Raw genomic sequence first — 16,961 nt, forward strand, 5'->3', positions numbered from 1 at the left:
CAAACCTTAACCGTCGTCGTGGCTGCTCACGAGGTCGTGACACCCCGGAAACCGGCATACAGCCGGGCGAACGTCCGCGCGGCGGCGGCCAAGTCGGCGACCGGCACGTATTCGTCGGCGGTGTGCGCGACGGTCATCGACCCGGGTCCGTACACGACGGTCGGGATGCCGAGCTGGTTGCGGAGGAAACGTGCGTCCGTGCCGAGCTTCAGCCCGCGGACGGGTGCGTCGCCCGCCGCCCGCCGGACCTCGGTGACGAACGGGTGCTCCGGGTCCAGTTCGGATCCCTCGGCGAAGGCGAGGACGTCCGCGTCGTAGTCGAACTCGCCCGCGGCGTCGATCAGCCCGGTGACGGTGGCCAGCGCCTCGTCCCGGGTCTGGCCGGGCAGCACGCGCCGGTCGATCCGCAGCCGGCATTCGGCCGCCACGATGTTGACGGCGGTGCCGCCCGCGATGGTTCCCGCGTTGGCCGTGGGAGCGCCGAGAAGCGGGTGCTCGCCGTCGCCGAAATCGGCGAGGTGGAGCGCGGAGACGATCCTCGCCGCGTCGGCGACCGCGGAATGCCCAGCCGCCGGATCGCTGCCGTGCCCCGCCCGGCCGCGCACCACGATCTCCGCCATCAGCGAGCCGCGCTCGGCCACCCCGACCCGCAGCTCGCTGGGTTCGGGCACGACGGCCGCGTCGGCGTGCACCAGCCCGGCGGAGACCAGCGCCTCCGTCCCGGCCCGGCCGCCGGTCTCCTCGTCGGCTACGAGGTGGAAGACGATGTCGGCGGGCGGCACGATTCCGGCGTCACGGCAGGCGCGCATCCCTTCGAGCGCTGCGGCGATCCCGCCCTTCATGTCGCAGGCGCCGCGGCCGTAGAGCAGCCCGTCCCGGACCAGGCCGCCGAAGGGAGGCACGGACCAGTCCTCTTCGGACACCGGAACGACGTCCACGTGCCCGTTGACCAGCAGCGTGGGGCCGCCGCCGGACCCGATGCGGCCCAGGATCGACGGACGGCCCGGCTCGGGCTCGAAAATCTCGACGTCGGCGCCCAGCTCGGCCAAGACCGTGCACAGCGGTTCGACGACCGGCCGCTCGCCGCCCGGCGGATTCCGCGTGTCGCATCGGATCAGGCTCGCGGCCAGTTCGGTCACCCTCGCGGTTTGGACCGCGGCTGCGGCGTTCATGACGGCTCCTCGAGGTGTGCGGTCATCGCGGCGAGCGCTTCGCGGTCGAGAAAGCCCAGCGGGGCCAGGCCTTTCGCGAACCCCAGTAGCGCGGGCCGGAAAGCCGCCACCTCCGCGAAGAGGTCTGCGGCCTGCCGATGCCGTCCGGCGCGGGCAAGCAACACCGCGCGCCAGAAGTCGGCCTCGCGGTTGTCCGGCCCGATGACCTCCGCCGCCGACGCGAGGTCTCTCAGCCGTTCGTCCAGTTCGTCCGGGGCAACCCCCTCGAACGGCCCGAGTGTCAGCCCAGGCGTGAACATCACTCCGCCGACCGCGCCGAACGCCCGCGAACGCGGGAGAAGCCGCGACAGCTCGGCGAGCGGATCCGGGTGGTCGTCGACGCGCAGATCGACGACCACCTCGTTCCACGGCGCCGGCCCGCGACGGCCGGACACCACCAGCAGCGCGGCCGACTGCGAACCGCGCACGTCTCCCCCGGCGCTGTCCGCGGCCAGGAGCCCGGCGAGGATGCGGTCGGCGAGGTCGCCGTCCGCGGTCTCGAAGGCGTTGAGCGCGGCCTGGCACACGCCCGGGGCGGCCAGCATGTTCCCTTGCACCGTCACCTGATGCCCGCGCGCGGAACCGGCGTGCGGGGCGCACGACTCGCCGGTGTGCGCGCCGACCGAACCTCGGGCGTCGACGATTCCCAGCTGGCGGTACCCGGAATCCGGATCCTCCGCGACCAGCAAGTCCACAGTGGACGGTGCGGGTACGCCCGCCCGCAACAGTTCCAGGCCGCGAGGTCCGTACCCGACGTTGACGAACGCCTGGGTGGCCACCGCGCCGACGCCCGCCTCGGCCCAGGGCAGCAACGCGCCGACGCCGAAGAAGTGGGTCTGGGCGCCGACGCCGAGCCATCCGGTGACCGGATCGCGCGCGACGATCGAGTACGTCACGGCCTTCCTTCCTCGGCGGTCGCGAGGTGGTTCCGGAGAAGGTCTGCCACCCGGCCGGGTTCCTCGAGCATCGGCAGGTGGCCCGTGCCGTCCAGCTCCTCCGCGGTGCCGCCGGTCGTCTCGGCCAGTTCGCGCGACATCTCGGGCGGGCACGTCGGATCCTCGGTGCCAGCCACCGCAAGCACCGGAATTCCCGCCGTGGCAACCTTTCCCGCCAGATGCCGGATGTCCGCGCCGAAGGCTCCATACAGGATCTCGGCGACCACCGTCGTCGGCCGGGTGCCGACCGCCTCCGCCATCACCTCCTTGACGCGAGCGGAGTCCCGGTGCTTCCGGCCCACGATCTGCGGGACCTGGCCGGCGAAATACCCGGCAGTCCCCTGTGCCTCGAGCTCGCGCACCATCGCGGCGATCGCCTCGTCCGGCACGCCGGTGCCCAGCGTCGAACCGAACGTGGCGACGCTGCGCACGCGCCGGGGGTGCAACGCCGCCAGCGCGACGCTGATCGTGCCGCCGAGCGATCCTCCGGCCAGATGCACCTCGTCCAGCCCTAGAGCGTCGAGGACCGCCAGGACGTCCGGCACGTAACCGTCCTCGACGGTGAACGGACCGGTCTGCCCGGAGTTTCCGTGTCCGCGCAGGTCCGGCGCCACGACGGGCCTGCCGAGCCGCGCGGCGACGTCCTCCCACACCACCGCCGCGGAGTTGATCGGATGGAGGAGCACGAGCGGGACCCCGGATCGGTCGTCCGCCGTGCGCAGCACCGACAGCTTTCCGGTCCGTCCTTCGATGCTGACGCGGTCCGAACCCATCCTCATTCCGTTCCGTGCTTGGGCATCTGCGGGTCCTGGACGCTGACGTGCATGTGCCAGATGCGCCAGTCCGCGCCGCCCTTGCCGTCGTCGCGACGGAAGAATTCGGTGGTGCGGAACGGTGTCGTTACCGCGTCCTGCTGGCCCGGAGCCAGCACGTCCGCGGTTCCCTCGGCGGTGAGCAGCGCGACGTCCCCGAAAATCTGGACGTCCGGGCCGACGGTGTCCTTGATCGCGGTGATGCTCAGCCCGATTTTCGCGGCGTTGACCCACAGTCGGTGCTTGTCGAGGACGCCGTGGTAGGTGTGGCCGTTGAGGTTGAACTGGTGGTAGCCGTCGCCCTCCGGGAAATACTGCAGCATCCGGTCGGCGACGAGGCCGACGTTCGCCTCGTACCAGCCTTCGTGCACTTCGAGGATTCGCTCGCGGTCAGTGCTCATGGTCGTGCCCTTTCAGTGAGTGAATTCGCCGGTCAGTTCTCCGACCGCGGCAAGGGTTTCTTCCGCGCCGTCCGCGACGACGGTCGCGATGGCGACGTTGTCCGCGCCCGCGTCGAGGTATTCCTTGAGGCGGGCGCGCGCGGTGTCCTGCCCGCCCACGACGCCGAAAACGTCGAGCCAGGCGTCCGGCATCTCGGCAGCGACCACCTCGGGCCCGCCGCGAGAGAGCATGTCCGCGAGCTGCTCGTTGGCACCGACCGCGCCGAACAACGGGCCGGGCCCCGTCGCCGCAAGGTAGAAGGCGAGAACCGCCTTGAGCGCTTCCCTCGCCGCGACCGCCTGCCCGGGATCCCGCGTGACGTTGGCCGCCGCGAGAACCGTGATCGTGATGCGCTCGTCCCGTCCGGCCGCGTGCGCCGCCTCGTCCAGCTTGCGCCGCGCGCTCCGCACGTATTCGACCGGCGCGAGCGCGCTCACGAGCAGGCCGTCGGCCAAGCGCCCGGTCAGCTCGAGGCCCTTGTCCCCGAGCACCCCGGTGAACAACGGCACCCGCCCGGGGACCGGGTGGGTGATCGCGACCTCGCGGAACGCGGCGAACCGGCCCTCCTCGTCGATCGTCTCGCCGCGCAGCAGCCCCCGGACGGCGGTGAGGGTTTCGCGCAGGGCGCTCATCGGCGACCGCTGGGTCAGGCCCATCTGCGCGGTCCAGGCGGGGACGCCGTGCCCGATCCCGGGCATCAGCCTGCCCGGGTAAGCGCGGGCGAGCGTGCTGATCTCCATCGCCAGCAACGCCGGATGCCGGACGACCGACGACACGACGCCGATGCCGACCGGAACCCGCGACGTCGCCCCGAGCGCCAGCGCGGCGCCCGCGATGCCGCCGAGGAAGAAGTAGTCCTCCGGCAGCCACAACTCCCCGAAACCGGCGGCCTCCGCGGCCGCGGCCCGGTTGCCGATCTGTTCGGGCGGAGTGGTGCTGCCGAGCAGCACCCCCAGCCGGCTGCGAGAGGGGCGGGTCATCGGCGGGCTCCTGTCGTGCGGGGTCACAACGTTGGGCTCGACCGTAGGAAGTGCGCCGGGTGCGGCGCTTCGGGCAGGGCGACGAAACGGGGGAAGGGCGGCAGTGCACGGTGCACTATGCGGACGGGCAGGGGTGCGGCCTGGTGTGAGCGGCAGCTCGGCTTGGACGAGCGGGCGCACCGATGAGGTTTTCGCGCCGCGCCCGTCTGTATCTGTGAGATCGGCTCACAGGAGGACTGGCATGACACGGAAACTGATCTTCGGCATGAACCTGACCCTGGACGGCTACATCGCCGCCCCTGGGGACGACATCGGCTGGAGCGAGCCGAGCGACGAGTTGTTCCAGTGGTGGCTCGACCAGGAACTGGGCAACAGCCTGTCGTTGTACGGCCGCAAGCTGTGGGAGGCGATGAGTTCCTACTGGCCGACCGGCGACCAGCAGCCGGGTGCTGCCCCGGCGCAGATCGAGTTCGCGCGGAACTGGCGGGACACCCCGAAGGCGGTGTTCTCCTCGACGGTCGACAAGGTCGACTGGAACACGCGGCTGGTGACCGGCGACGCGGTCGCCGAGATCGCCCGGCTCAAGGCGGAGGACGGCGGGCCGATGAGCATCGGCGGCGCGACGCTCGCCGGGGCGGCCATGCGGGCCGGGCTGATCGACGAGTACTCGGTGGTCACCCACCCGGTCCTGGTGGGCGGGGGCACGCCGTTCTTCGCCGCGCTGGACAGCTGGGTGAACCTGAGTCTGGTGGAGACGCGGACGTTTCCCGGCGGCGTGGCGCTGGCCCGCTACGAGACGAGGCGGTGAACAGCGCGGGGCTCGCCTGATCACATTGTCGGCGGCAGGCCCAGCCAGGGTTTGCCGGAGACCTCGAATCCGGTCAGCTCGGCGATCTTCCCGTCCACGATGTGCAGGACCGCGAGGTTCAACAGCCGGTACTCCGGGTCGCCGGGCGTCCGGAGGTACAACGCAGCGGCAGGCATCCGGTTGACCGTCGTCGCGACACAGCGCCAATCGTCGTAACCGCACTGGAAAAGCCCGGCGGCGACCCAGCCGTCCACCGCGTCCTTGGCCGTGCTGACCACGGTGCCCGGATCGGGCAGCATCGCGAAGCGCAAGTCGGCGCGCAGCAAGGACATCAGGCTGTCGACGTCGTTGCGTTCGTGGGCGTCGATGTACGCCTTCAGCACGCCGCGCTCGTCGTCCGACAGCTCGTGGGTGGCGGGGCTGCGCCAGTCGAGGCGGCGGCCGGGCAACCGTTCGCGCATCGTCACGCGCGCCCGCTGCAGTGCGCTGGTCACCGATGCGACGGTCAGCTCGAGAGCACCGGCGGCCTTCGAGGCCGGCCAGCCGAGGACGTCACGCAGGACGAACACCGCCCGCTGCCGTGGCGGCAGGTGCTGGACGGCGACGACGAACGCCAGCTCGATCGTCTCCCGCGCCACCGCCGATTCCTGCGGATCCTCGGGAGGCATCAGGTCGGGGCAGGGCTGCAGGTACGGCAGTTCGGAACCGGGGTACAGCGCCGGGGTGCGGTCGGTGCGCTTGTCCAGGAAGTCGAGGCAGGCGTTGGTCGCGATCCGGTACAGCCAGGTTCGCAACGCGGCGCGGCCCTCGAACGACTCCCGCTTGTTCCACGCCCGCAGGAACGTCTCCTGCGTCAGGTCCTGGGCGTCCTCGTAGTTCGCGAGCATCCGGTAGCAGTGCACCTGCAGCTCGCGGCGGTGGCGCTCGGTGACGAGCGCGAACCGCGCCGGGTCGCCGGAGCGGACCGCCGCGAGGAACGCGGCTTCGTCGGCGCCCAGCGGTTTAGCGTCGGTCATGGTCGTCAATCCTTCCACCGGTGCGAGGGGCTACCAGAATTGACGACGGGGCGAACGGTTTCTGATCGGTGCGGCCGCCGAACTGCGGTGCCCGGGCGCCGCAAGGCACCCGGGCACAGCGAGTCCGCGTCAATGCGCGGCGCGGACGAACTTGTCGGTGTACGTCTTGCCGAGGTCGATCTGCTTGCCCTTCACGTCCGGGTTGAACGCCTGCAGGACCGTGAGGTTGGTCTTCGGGCCGTCCGGCGGCATGATGCCGGTCGGGTTGTAGATGCCCTTCTCGTTGTCGAAGGCCTTGGCGTAGGCGTCTTTCCCGGAACCGGCGTAGTAGTCGGCCGGCATCACGTCGGCCAGTTGCGCGCCGGTGTGGCCCTGGATCCATTTGAGGGCCTCGACATACGCGTTCACGAGCTTCTGCACCACGTCCGGGTGACTGTCCACGTACTTCGTGGTCATGTACAGCGACGTCGCCGGATATTGGCCGCCCAACTGCTGCTTCGTGCCCGCCGCCGTGCGCATGTCCAGCAGGACGAACGCGGCGCCCTGGGCCAAGGCCGTGGACACCGTCGGCTCAGTCGTCATCGCGCAGTCGACGTTGCCGTGCTGCAGTGCGCCGATCAGCGTGGCTCCGGCCTGCACGCCGACCCGGTGGATTTTCGTCGGGTCGACGCCGTTCTTCTGCGCCAGGTACTGGGTCAGGAAGTCTGTGGAGGAACCGAGATCGGTCACGCCGAGGTTGCGACCGGACCAGTCGGCGGGCGAATGGATCTGGCCGCGCACCTCGTTGCGGCACAGTTCGACCTCGCCCGGCGTGGTCAGCATCGACACCACCGATTCCAGCGACTGGCCGAGGCCCTGCATGGCGATGGTGTGGTCGTAGAACCCGCCGACGCCGTCGACCTTTCCGGCGACCATGTTCGTCGTCGCGTCGACCCCGGCGCCCTCGTCCTGCAGGGTCACGTTCAGGCCTTGCTTCTGGTAGAAGCCGAGCCGCTGGGCGAGCATGAACGGCAGGTAGATCTGCTTGTTCAAGCCGCCGACCATGATGCTCACCGGCGTGCCGGTCCCGCCGGTGGAGCTGGTGCCGGCGTTCTGGCTCGCGGTCGAGGCGCAGCCGGCCACGGCCAGCAGCGCCGCCGCGAGCACGGCGGCCAATTTCTTCGCGGACACGGGGATCTCCTTTGTTCGAGCGGACAATCGGGGGGTCACAGGTCCGGACCGGACAGCTGGGCGGGCCGCCAGCGCAGCAGCCGGCGTTCGAGCCGGGTGATCAGCCATTCGGCGAGGAGCGCCACGACGCCCATGATCACCATCGCCGCCCAGACGCCGCTCGCGTCGAAGGTGCCCTGCGCGTTCTTGATCAGCACGCCGAGACCCGCGTAGCCGCCGAGGAATTCCCCGACGATCGCGCCGATCAGCGCGAAGCCGAAGCTCACGTGCAGGCTCGCGATGATCCAGGTGAACGCCGAGGGAAGCACCACCTGCCGGGTCACCTGCCACCGCGAAGCGCCGAGGATGCCGGCGTTGGCGATGAACGTCCGGTCGACCTCGCGGGTGCCCTGGAAGGCGTTGAAGAACACCCCGAAGAACACCAGCACGATCACCAGCAGGATCTTCGATTCCAGCCCGAGGCCGAACGCCAGCACGAAGACCGAGCCGAGCACGATCCGCGGAATCGCGTTGAGCACCTTGATGAACGGGCCGAACACCTCCGACAGGAACCGGATCCGGCCGAGCGCGATGCCGCAGACGATGCCCAGCACCGTGCCGATGGCGAAGCCGATCAGCGCCTCTTCGATGGTCGTCCAGATCTGGCTGCCGAGCGACCCGAGCGCGGTGCCCTCGGCCACCCACGACCGCAACCGGTCGAAGATGCCCGACGGAAGCCCGTACAGCACGATCGCGTGCTGGTCTCCTTGCACGAGAAGCTGCCAGCCGCCCAGAATCACCACCAGCACCGCTGCCTGGACCGTGTGGACAAGGACGGTGCGCGTCCGGCGGCGCGAACGGCGAGCGGCTGCTTGTGCTCCAGCGGCAGGGGTCGCGGGCGATTCCGCTTCGGTCGTCATGCTCCTGCCTCCCCGCTGATCCGCGTGGTCTGCGCGTACGCCAGGTCGACTTCCGTGCGCAGGGCGTCCCAGATCCGCTGGTACAGGTCGACGAACCGGCGTTCGAAACGGATTTCCTGCACCACCCGGGGACGCGGCAGGTCGATGGCGAACCGGGCCTTGACCGTCGCCGCCGGGCCCGCGGTCAGCACGACCACGGTGTCCGCGAGCGCGATCGCCTCTTCGAGGTCGTGGGTCACGAACACCACGGCGGGCCGGGTCAATTCCCACAGCGACAGCAGTTCGTCGGACATTTTCGCCCGGGTCTGCACGTCCAGCGCGCTGAACGGCTCGTCCATGAGCAGGATCCGCGGCTCGTTGATGAGGTTCTGCGCGAGCGCGACCCGTTTGCGCATCCCGCCGGACAGCTGGTGCGGGTACCGGTCCTCGAACCCGCTCAGCCCGACCCGGCGGATCCAGTCCCGCGCGCCGGAAACTGCCGCGCTCTTGGCCACGCCGCGGAACCTGGGGCCGGCGGAAACGTTGTCCAGCACCGTTTTCCAGGGCAGGATCGCGTCGGTCTGGAACATGAACCCCACCCCGGGCGTGATGCCCGAGACGTCCGCGCCGTGCACCCGGACCGTGCCGGCCGACGGCTGTTCCAGGCCCGCGACGAGGGTCAGGGTCGTGGACTTGCCGCAGCCGGTGGGTCCGACGACCGCGCAGAATTCGCCGGGAGCCACCTCGAGGTCCAGGTCGCGCAGCGCGGTGTAGGGCTGCGGCCCCTCGGTGGCGAACTGCTTGGCGACGTCCCGCATGGCGATGGCGGCCGGCGCGTCGGCGCCGGGCGGTCCGGATCTGGGTGCGTGCACGGTGGCGTCCTCTCGATCGGGGCCGATTCCGTTCGAGGAGGCTAAGAAGCGCCGCGGGGCGGCGGAATATTGCGTGCGATACCTGCGATCAGTGCGCTTTTCTCGGTTTCTGCTCATTAAGTGCGCGCCGGACCGGACGATCCGGGCGTACCGGCCGCGGTTTCTTGGCATCCGCGCGGTCTCGTGGTGTCATGCGGGACGCCCCTACGACAAGTGGCAGAGCGGAGCGGTCATGTGGCGGTCACGTCCCCTCGCCTCGCAGATCCTGGTCGCCGTTCTCGGGATCCTGCTCGCCACCGTCTCGGCCGGAGCCCTGCTCTACGTGAAGCTCGCCGGACAGACCCTCGACACGCAATACGGGCAGCGGGCGCTCGGGATCGCGAACACCGTCGCTCAGATGCCGTCGGTCCGCGACGCCCTCGTGCGGCGCGATCCCGGCCACGCGATCCAAGCCGCCGCGGAGCAGGTTCGCCGGGCCACCGGCGCGTCGTACGTCGTCGTCACCGACCGGTCCGGGCTGCGCTATTCCCATCCCAACACCGCACTCGTCGGCGAGCGCATCGAGGAGCCGGTGGCGGCCCTCGACGGCCGGAGCCATCTCGGCATCGACAACGGAAGCCTCGGCCGGTCCGCCAACGGCAAGGCGCCGATCTCGGGTCCTGGCGGCGGGATCGCGGGCCAGGTGTCGGTGGGAATCCTCGAAGAACAGGTCACGAGCGAACTGGCGAGCGACATTCCCTGGGTGCTCCTCTACTCCGGGCTGGCGCTGGCCATCGGAATGGCGGCGTCCTTGCTGCTCTCCCACCGGATCAAGCGCGCGACCTTCGGCTTGGAAGTCTCCGAGATCGCTTCGCTGCTCCAGGAACGGGAAGCGATGTTGCACGGCATCCGCGAGGGCATGGTGGGCCTCGACCGGCACGGCCGCGTCGAGGTGATCAACGACGAAGCCCGCAGGCTGCTCGGGATCCCCTCCGCCGCCCGCGGCCGCGACCTGTGCGAACTCGTCCCGCCCGGCCGCCTCCGCGACCTGCTCGCCGCGCCCGCCGCCGACGACGAGGTCGTGCTCACCGACGAATTCCTGTTGGTGGTCAACAAAATGCCGGTGGTCCTTTCCGGACAGGACGCCGGTTCGGTGCTCACCTTGCGCGACCGCACCGAGATGGAAGGCCTGGTGCGCGAACTCCACGCGGTCACCGGCCTGACCACCGCTCTGCGCGCGCAGGAACACGAATTCGCCAACCGGCTGCACGTCCTGTCCGGGCTCCTGGGCCTGGGCGAAGCGGAGGAAGCCGGCCGCTACCTCACCGAAATCGCGCACGGCCCGGCCGCGCAGGCGACCGATCTGCGCGCCCGGTTTTCCCCGCCCGAACTCGCGGCGCTGCTTTCGGCCAAGGTCGCCATCGCCGCCGAACGCGACGTGCGCCTCGAGGTCGACCCCGGTTCCGGGCTCGACCTCAGCACCGCCGACCCCGGCGCGCTCGTCACCGTGCTCGGCAACCTGATCGACAACGCCGTCGACGCCGTGGCCGGGCAGCCGGGAGAACGCCGGGTGCGCGTTCTCGTCGACGCTCTCGGCCCGGACGTCCGCATCGTCGTCTCCGACACTGGTCCCGGCATCCCGGAGGAAGCGCTGCACGAGATCTTCGCCGACGGCTACACCACGAAAACCCCGCGCCCGGGCATGCGCCGCGGGCTCGGTCTCGCCCTCGTCTACCGGCTGGTGCGCCGCTCCGGCGGATCGATCGCGGTGGACGGCTCGGCAGGGGCGCGATTCGACGTGCTGCTCCCGAATTCCCGTTCCCGCGCCGCGCTTGAACCCGCGGAGCACGCATGACGATCCGGACTCTCGTCATCGACGACGACTACCGGGTCGCCGCGATCCACGCCGCCGGCATCGACCGCGTGCCCGGCTTCGCCGCCGTCGGCAAGGCCCACACCGCGGCGGAAGCGCGTGCCCGCGTCGAGGAAGTCCGGCCGGACCTGCTGCTGCTCGACATCTACCTGCCCGACGAGGACGGCCTCTCCCTGCTGCGCGACCTGCGTTCGGGAGCCGCGCCGCCGGGGTGCATCGTGATCACCGCGTCCCGCGACCTCGGCACGGTCCGTTCCGCGATCCAGCTCGGCGCGGCCTACTACCTGGTCAAGCCCTTCGGTTTCGAGCAGCTGCGCGAGCAGCTGAGCGCCTACCGGAGCTGGTGCGAACGCGCCTCCGGCAGCGGCGAGGTCGATCAGGCCACAGTGGACAGTCTGTATTCCGTGCTGCGCGGCTCCGCACCGCGCACGGACCCGCTTCCCCCGACCATGCGCAAGGTGCTCGACGCGCTTCGCCGGGCCGGGCAGCCGCTCGGCGCCGGAGAGCTCGCGAGCACGCTGGGCATCAGCCGTCCCACGGCGCAACGCCATCTGAGCGAGTTGCACCGCCGCGGGTTCCTCAGCCTCGAACTGGAATACGGAAGCGCGGGCCGTCCGACGCACCGGTACGCGGTCGCCGCCGAGCACTGAGCCGGGCAGCCGGGACGCCCGGCGCGAACCCGGCGAACGGCTCCTTCCGCGCAATCGGCGATATCCCGGGCAGGACAAGGGATTCCGGTTGCTCCCATCGGGGTTTCCCGGTGGCCGGGGCACGGGCGGCGGGCGATCATTCAGCGGAACCGGCGCGACCGGAGCACCCGGCCGCCCGCCCGCCGGAGCACCGAAGGGATCGCCATGGCCGCCACCGGCCCGATCGACCACGTCGTCGTCCTGGTCCAGGAAAACCACACCACCGACAACTATTTCCGCTCGATGGCCGCGTTCGGCGCGAACGTCGCGACCGGCTGGCCGGTCTCCCCCAACCCGCCGAAGTCCGACCAGCCGCACGACCGCAAGGCCTACTACCGCTGGCTGACGAAGAAAAGCACCGGCGCGCACGTCCAGTTCGACACGGTCGCCGACCTGCCGTTCTACGCCTGGCTCGCCGCGAGCGGCGCGTTCGTCGAGAACCACTGCGCGGGCTACGGCACCAACTCGACGCCGAACCACCTGCTCATCGTCGGCGGCCAGACGCCCACCCTGCGCAATCCGCCCCGCGGCCAGGCCGATCCGGTGTGGGATATGCCGTCCCTGCCCGGGCTCGCCGCCGACCACGGGGTGAGCTGGAAGGCCTACACCGGCGCCAGCGGGTATCCCGTCGAGTTCTACCAGCAGCTCAAGGGGTCGCCGAATATCGTGCGCTCCGCCCAGATCATCGCCGATGCCCAGGCCGGCGCGCTGCCCGCGCTGTCGATGGTCTGGCACGACTCGCCCTACGACGAGCACCCGCCCGCGGACGTCGGCAAGGGCGAGGACACCGTGTGGCAGGTCGTCGACGCGATCGCGAAGGCCGGGCTCTGGGATTCGACGGTCTTCCTGCTGACCTGGGACGACTGGGGCGGGTTCGACGACCACGTGGCCACGCCGAACGTCGAGATCACCCCGGACGGCGTGCAACTCGCCTACGGCCCGCGCGTGCCGCTGCTGATGTTCGGCGGACGGGTCAAACCCGGCATCGACCACCGCTGGTCCTGGCATCCGAGCATCCCGAAGACCGTCATCGACCTGCTGAAGCTGCCGGAGCTCGGCGTCGGCCGCGTCGACGGCGACCACGGGCTCGCCGACCTCGTCGACCTCTCCCCTGGCGCGAAACTGAACCCGCCGCCCCCGGCGCACGGCACCGCGATCACCCAGCCCGCGCCGCCCGAACCCACCCCGGCGCCGACGCCGGTGCCGCCGCCCCCGGTCGCGAAACCCGCGCCGGTCGGGCCGATCCTGCTGCGCGGCGGCGGCACGCTGCCCCCGCCGAACGACGTGCCGTTGACCGTCCACTGAGGACTGTCTGGTCCGGGCCCGGAGCGACGCGGGTTGCTCACGACGAACCCCGGGCCGCGCACGCACCTGCCTCGACCACGTCGTCGGACATCACTGCCTTCAGCCTTCAGGCAAGTACTTGCCCAAGAGGAAAGCGTGAGGTACTTTCTCCTCAGGCAAGTACTTGCCTGAGGAGTTGCGCCGCGAAGGAGTGGCAGCAGTGAACGAACCCCTGAACAAACCGACGCCCGAAGAAGCGGCGGCGGCGCTGCGCACGGCCCGCGAAAGCCGGGAGCGGGTGCTCGCCTCCGCGCTCGGCGCGCGGTGGATTCCGGTCGTCGCCGGTCTGGTCGTGTTCGGCTACACCGTCGCCATCGACCTGATCCCCGGGACGCGGCCCTGGCTGACCTTTGCCGTGCTGGCTGTCGCGCTGGTGCTGGTCGTGCTCCTGCGCACCAGGACCGGCGGCAGCCTGCTCGGCCGGCCGGTCTCGGTGTCGACCCGCGCCCTGCCGCCCAGCGCCTGGCGCGTCGCGCCCGTCATCGGCCTGGCGATCGTCGCGGCCGTCGCCGTCCCGGTGCTGCACATCCCGCACGGCACGATCGTCTACGGCGCGCTGGCCGGGCTCTACATCATCTTCCTCGGCCCCAGGTTCCAGCTGTGGCTGCTTCGCCGGCGAGACAAGGACTGAACGGTGGCCGAGCTCGACCAGCTCCTGTTGGACCCGACGAGACTGGCCATCGTGGCGCTGCTGTCCGCCGCCGAATGGGCGGAGTTCGGGTTCGTCCGAGACGCGGTGAAGCTGTCGGATTCCGCACTGTCCAAACAGGTCTCGACACTTTCCCGGAACGAGTACGTCGACGTCCGCAAGGGCTACGTCGGCAAGCGGCCGCGCACGTGGCTCAACCTGACCGACAGCGGCCGCGACACCCTGGCCAAGCACCTCTCCGCCCTCCAAACCATTGCCGCGCAAGCACGTTCGGACGGTGCCCGGCAACCGCGCGACTAGCTCGCGACCCCACACGGTTTCGGGCAGGCACAACGCATACCGGGTCACGGAGACGACGGCGGCACCGAACCATTCACCTGATTCGCACCGCCGATCGTCTCCCACAACCGCAACGCCCTCTCGCGGTGCCGCCGCGCCAGATCAGGAGCACCAGCGGCAGCGTCAAGGTCGCCGATCAGGTGCCAGCACGCCGCTTCGTCCTGACGGTCGCCGTGCCGGTGGAACACCTCGGCGGCCCGCTCCAGCGCCGGGCTCGCCCGGTCCCGGTCGTGCTGGCCCGCGTACACGCGGCCGACTTCCAGCAGCGTGTACGCGGCACATCGTTCGTCGGCCAGTTCCTCGAAAGCGGACAGCGCCTGCCACAGGCAGCGCAGCGCCTCGTCCGGATCGCCGCGCTGATCGTGCAGCCGGCTGCACCGGCGCAGCACGACAGCCACTCGATGCCCGTCGCCGAGTGCCCTGGCCTGGCGCAGCGCCGCGTCGAACCAGAACTGCGCCTCGTCGAGTTCGCCCTGCACGAGCCGCAGCACGCCGATCGAGCACGACAGTTGCGCTTCGAGGGGCCGGTCGCCTTCGGCGACCACGATGGCGAGCGCCTGCTCGACCCGGTCGAGGGCTTCGGCGTAGTGGCCCCGGACCCGGCTGACGGTGCCCAGCATCGTCATCGACAACGCCTCGCCGCGCTTGTCCCCCCGTGCCTGGCACAGCCCGGCCGAGGATTCCAGTGCCCGGGTCGCCGCGCCGAACTCGTCGCGGTAGATGTGCAGCTGGGCCAAACCGCGCAGCAGCACCGATTCGCCCCGGACGTTGCCCGCGGCCACGACCGCGTCCAACGCCAGCCGGTGCCCGTGCTCCCAGTCCTGATACCGGCACCGGTGGTCGTGGTAAGTGACCATGGCGGCCGCCAATTCCCAGGCCAGCTCGTCCATTCGCCAGTCCGCGGCCAGTTTCACCGCGGCGAGCAGGGTGTCGCGTTCCGCGTCGAACCAGCCGGCCGGGTCGGCCAGGAGCCGCTCCGCGACCGCGCCGGGCAACGGCCGGCGCGGCGCGGAAGCGGGCGCCGGGACCAGGATCCCGGCAGGCAACCGCTCGGTGCCGCGCCCGGCCAGATCCAGCCAGGACGCCAGCACCCGGGCGATCGCGGCCCGCTTTTCCTCCGCGGGCAGCCCGGCGGCGATCTCGACGGCGCAGGTCCGGATCAGGTCGTGCAGGCGGTAACGCGGCTGGCCGAGCGCGTCGGTCGCGGTCAGCCGTACCAGGCTGGCGTCCACGAGCGCGTCCAGCACCTCCTCGGCGTCGGCGCGGTCCAGCAGCGGGCCGAGCACCCAGCCGGGCAGGGTGCAGGGGCCGAGCAGACCCAGCAGGCTCAGCGCGCGCACCGCGTCGTCAGGCAGCAGCCGCAGGCTCAGTTCGACGCTGGCGCGCACGCTCAAGTCCCCGATCTTCAGCTCGGCCAGCCGCCGCGACTCGTCCTCGAGCCGTTCCCGCAGCACCCGCAGCGACCAGGCCGGGCGGCCGGTGAGTTTGGCGCCCGCGATCCGGATCGCCAGCGGCAGATTGCCGCAGCAGGCGAGGATCGCGTCGGCCTCCGCGGGTTCCCGGTCCACCCGGTGCCGCCCGACGATGCCGGTGAACAGCTCCCGCGCCTCCGGCGGGCTCAGCGTGTCCAGGTCGAGGTAGCGGGCGCCGGGCAGGTGCGTCACCAGAGTGCGGCTGGTGATCAGCACGGCGCAGCCGCCTGCCCCGGGCAGCAACGGGAGCACCTGGTCCGCGTGGCCCGCGTCGTCGAGCAAAACCAGCATCCGGCGGCCGGCCAGCAGCGACCGGTACAGCGCGGCCCGTTCGGCCAGCCCGTCCGGGATTCCGCTGCCGGTGATCGAAAGCGCGCGCAGGGCCTCGGCCAGCATCAGGGCCGGGTCCTGCGGTTCGTCCGAGGTCGCGGCGAGGTCGAGATAGAGCTGGCCGTCGGGAAAAGCGGCGCCGGCCAGTCGCGCGGCGTGGGTCGCCAAGCAGGACTTGCCGACCCCGGGGCCGCCCACGATGACCGCCACCGGCACCTGGCTCGGCGCCGACGTCTCCAGCATCCGGGCGAGTTCGGCGAGGACGTCCGCCCGGCCGACGAAATCGGGGACGTCCAGCGGCAGTTGCCGCACCGGCAGCGCCATCGCCGGTTCGGGACTTTCCGTTGGTGCGGCCGAGGATCCGCTCGCCGGGACGTCCAGCGCGGGGTCGCCGGTCAGGATGCGCTGGCGCAGCTCCTGGATCGGCGGCGTGGGGTCGACGCCGAGATCAGCGGCCAGTGTCCGGTGCAGCCGTTCGTAGGCCTGCAGCGCCTCGCCCTGGCGCCGGCACCGGTAGAGGGCGACCATCAAGTGTTCGGCGATCTGCTCGTCATAGGGATGCTCGCGGGCCAGGATCCGCAACTCCTCCACGACTTCGCGATGCCGCCCCAGATCCAGTTCGATGCCAAGGCAAAGCGCGTGAACGGCCACGCGCTGGTCGTTCAGCCGTGCCGCCTCCGACTCCAGGACCCGGCTGGACAGGTCGGCCAAAGCGTTGCCGCGCCAGCAGGCCAGCGCCCGCCGCAGCGCGGCGGCGGTCTCGGCCGGGGCCGCGCTCCGTTCGGCGAGACGCCGCTCGCGCTCGAACTCCAGCAAGTCGAGCTGGTCCGGGGCCAGGCGGATCTGGTAGCCGCCGCGTCGCGTGCTGATCAGCGAAGCGGGCGCGCCGCACCCGGCGAGGTTGCGGCGCAGCCCGGACACCGCGTCCTGGACCTGGCGCACCGCAGTGGCGGGTTCTTTCCCGTCCCACATCACGGCGACGAGCCTGCCCGTGGCGACGAGATTGTTGGCGTCGAGCAGCAACGCGGCCAGCATCTTGGCCTGGCGCGGTCCGTCGAACCGGACCTCGCGCCCGGCGACGCGGGCGTGCAACGGCCCCAAAACGCCGAATCGCATGTTCCCCCCAGAACAGCGCCGCCCCCGGCAGATCTCACTGCTAGGAC

Annotated in this window: 16 protein-coding genes; 6 read left to right on the forward strand and 10 right to left on the reverse strand. The window is 71.0% G+C overall.

What is annotated here, in order from left to right:
- Positions 1-26 precede the first annotated feature (26 nt).
- The 5 genes from ACZ7OI_RS08800 to ACZ7OI_RS08820 are packed head-to-tail and all read right to left on the reverse strand — an operon-like array spanning position 27 to position 4,379.
- Positions 27-1,172 carry a M20 family metallopeptidase gene (locus ACZ7OI_RS08800; protein WP_470263586.1) on the reverse strand — a complete coding sequence of 382 codons (1,146 nt, stop codon included), beginning with the start codon at positions 1,170-1,172 and terminating at the stop codon, positions 27-29.
- The gene (locus ACZ7OI_RS08805; protein WP_470263587.1) at positions 1,169-2,107 is read right to left on the reverse strand and encodes a DUF1028 domain-containing protein; all 939 of its coding nucleotides are present in this window, start codon (positions 2,105-2,107) and stop codon (positions 1,169-1,171) included. Before ACZ7OI_RS08805 ends, ACZ7OI_RS08800 begins: the two co-directional genes overlap by 4 nt.
- Positions 2,104-2,919, reverse strand: a complete 816-nt coding sequence (locus ACZ7OI_RS08810; RefSeq protein WP_470263588.1) for an alpha/beta fold hydrolase — start codon at positions 2,917-2,919, stop codon at positions 2,104-2,106. The genes ACZ7OI_RS08805 and ACZ7OI_RS08810 overlap by 4 nt, the downstream gene beginning before the upstream one ends.
- A 2-nt stretch (positions 2,920-2,921) precedes the next feature.
- Entirely contained in the window at positions 2,922-3,359 is a 438-nt protein-coding gene (locus ACZ7OI_RS08815; RefSeq protein WP_470263589.1) for a nuclear transport factor 2 family protein, read from the reverse strand.
- 12 nt (positions 3,360-3,371) lie between these two features.
- Positions 3,372-4,379 (reverse strand): LLM class flavin-dependent oxidoreductase, encoded by a 1,008-nt coding sequence (locus tag ACZ7OI_RS08820; RefSeq protein WP_470263590.1) that lies wholly within the window; start codon positions 4,377-4,379, stop codon positions 3,372-3,374.
- Between the two features lie 241 nt (positions 4,380-4,620).
- Between ACZ7OI_RS08820 and ACZ7OI_RS08825 the strand changes: the two genes are divergently transcribed.
- Complete coding sequence (locus ACZ7OI_RS08825) at positions 4,621-5,187, forward strand: dihydrofolate reductase family protein (protein WP_470263591.1); 567 nt, start codon at positions 4,621-4,623, stop codon at positions 5,185-5,187.
- A 20-nt stretch (positions 5,188-5,207) separates the two neighbouring features.
- Here ACZ7OI_RS08825 and ACZ7OI_RS08830 read toward each other — a convergent pair whose 3' ends face one another.
- The 4 genes from ACZ7OI_RS08830 to ACZ7OI_RS08845 all read right to left on the reverse strand — a co-directional run bounded on the left by ACZ7OI_RS08830 (position 5,208) and on the right by ACZ7OI_RS08845 (position 9,069).
- Entirely contained in the window at positions 5,208-6,203 is a 996-nt protein-coding gene (locus tag ACZ7OI_RS08830) for an RNA polymerase subunit sigma-70 (protein WP_470263592.1), read from the reverse strand.
- 129 nt (positions 6,204-6,332) lie between these two features.
- Positions 6,333-7,373 (reverse strand): ABC transporter substrate-binding protein, encoded by a 1,041-nt coding sequence (locus ACZ7OI_RS08835; RefSeq protein ID WP_470263593.1) that lies wholly within the window; start codon positions 7,371-7,373, stop codon positions 6,333-6,335.
- Positions 7,374-7,408: 35 nt separating this feature from the next.
- The gene (locus ACZ7OI_RS08840; RefSeq protein ID WP_470263594.1) at positions 7,409-8,272 is read right to left on the reverse strand and encodes an ABC transporter permease; all 864 of its coding nucleotides are present in this window, start codon (positions 8,270-8,272) and stop codon (positions 7,409-7,411) included.
- Entirely contained in the window at positions 8,269-9,069 is an 801-nt protein-coding gene (locus ACZ7OI_RS08845; RefSeq protein WP_470264299.1) for an ABC transporter ATP-binding protein, read from the reverse strand. The genes ACZ7OI_RS08840 and ACZ7OI_RS08845 overlap by 4 nt, the downstream gene beginning before the upstream one ends.
- Positions 9,070-9,355: 286 nt before the next feature.
- Between ACZ7OI_RS08845 and ACZ7OI_RS08850 the strand changes: the two genes are divergently transcribed.
- The 5 genes from ACZ7OI_RS08850 to ACZ7OI_RS08870 all read left to right on the forward strand — a co-directional run bounded on the left by ACZ7OI_RS08850 (position 9,356) and on the right by ACZ7OI_RS08870 (position 13,957).
- Positions 9,356-10,957: an ATP-binding protein gene (locus ACZ7OI_RS08850; RefSeq protein ID WP_470263595.1), complete on the forward strand. Its 1,602-nt coding sequence runs from the start codon at positions 9,356-9,358 to the stop codon at positions 10,955-10,957.
- Positions 10,954-11,625, forward strand: coding sequence for a response regulator (locus ACZ7OI_RS08855; RefSeq protein ID WP_470263596.1), 672 nt, complete (start codon positions 10,954-10,956; stop codon positions 11,623-11,625). Before ACZ7OI_RS08850 ends, ACZ7OI_RS08855 begins: the two co-directional genes overlap by 4 nt.
- A gap of 204 nt (positions 11,626-11,829) precedes the next feature.
- The gene (locus ACZ7OI_RS08860; protein ID WP_470263597.1) at positions 11,830-12,969 is read left to right on the forward strand and encodes an alkaline phosphatase family protein; all 1,140 of its coding nucleotides are present in this window, start codon (positions 11,830-11,832) and stop codon (positions 12,967-12,969) included.
- Positions 12,970-13,168: 199 nt separating this feature from the next.
- The gene (locus tag ACZ7OI_RS08865; protein ID WP_470263598.1) at positions 13,169-13,639 is read left to right on the forward strand and encodes a hypothetical protein; all 471 of its coding nucleotides are present in this window, start codon (positions 13,169-13,171) and stop codon (positions 13,637-13,639) included.
- Between the two features lie 3 nt (positions 13,640-13,642).
- A complete protein-coding gene (locus ACZ7OI_RS08870; protein WP_470263599.1) occupies positions 13,643-13,957 on the forward strand; it encodes a winged helix-turn-helix domain-containing protein in 315 nt (104 codons plus the stop codon).
- A 44-nt stretch (positions 13,958-14,001) separates the two neighbouring features.
- On the opposite strand, the gene ACZ7OI_RS08875 is transcribed toward ACZ7OI_RS08870, so the two are convergent.
- Positions 14,002-16,914: an AfsR/SARP family transcriptional regulator gene (locus ACZ7OI_RS08875; RefSeq protein ID WP_470263600.1), complete on the reverse strand. Its 2,913-nt coding sequence runs from the start codon at positions 16,912-16,914 to the stop codon at positions 14,002-14,004.
- Positions 16,915-16,961 lie beyond the last annotated feature (47 nt).

Source organism: Amycolatopsis sp. NPDC114503 (assembly GCF_055633655.1).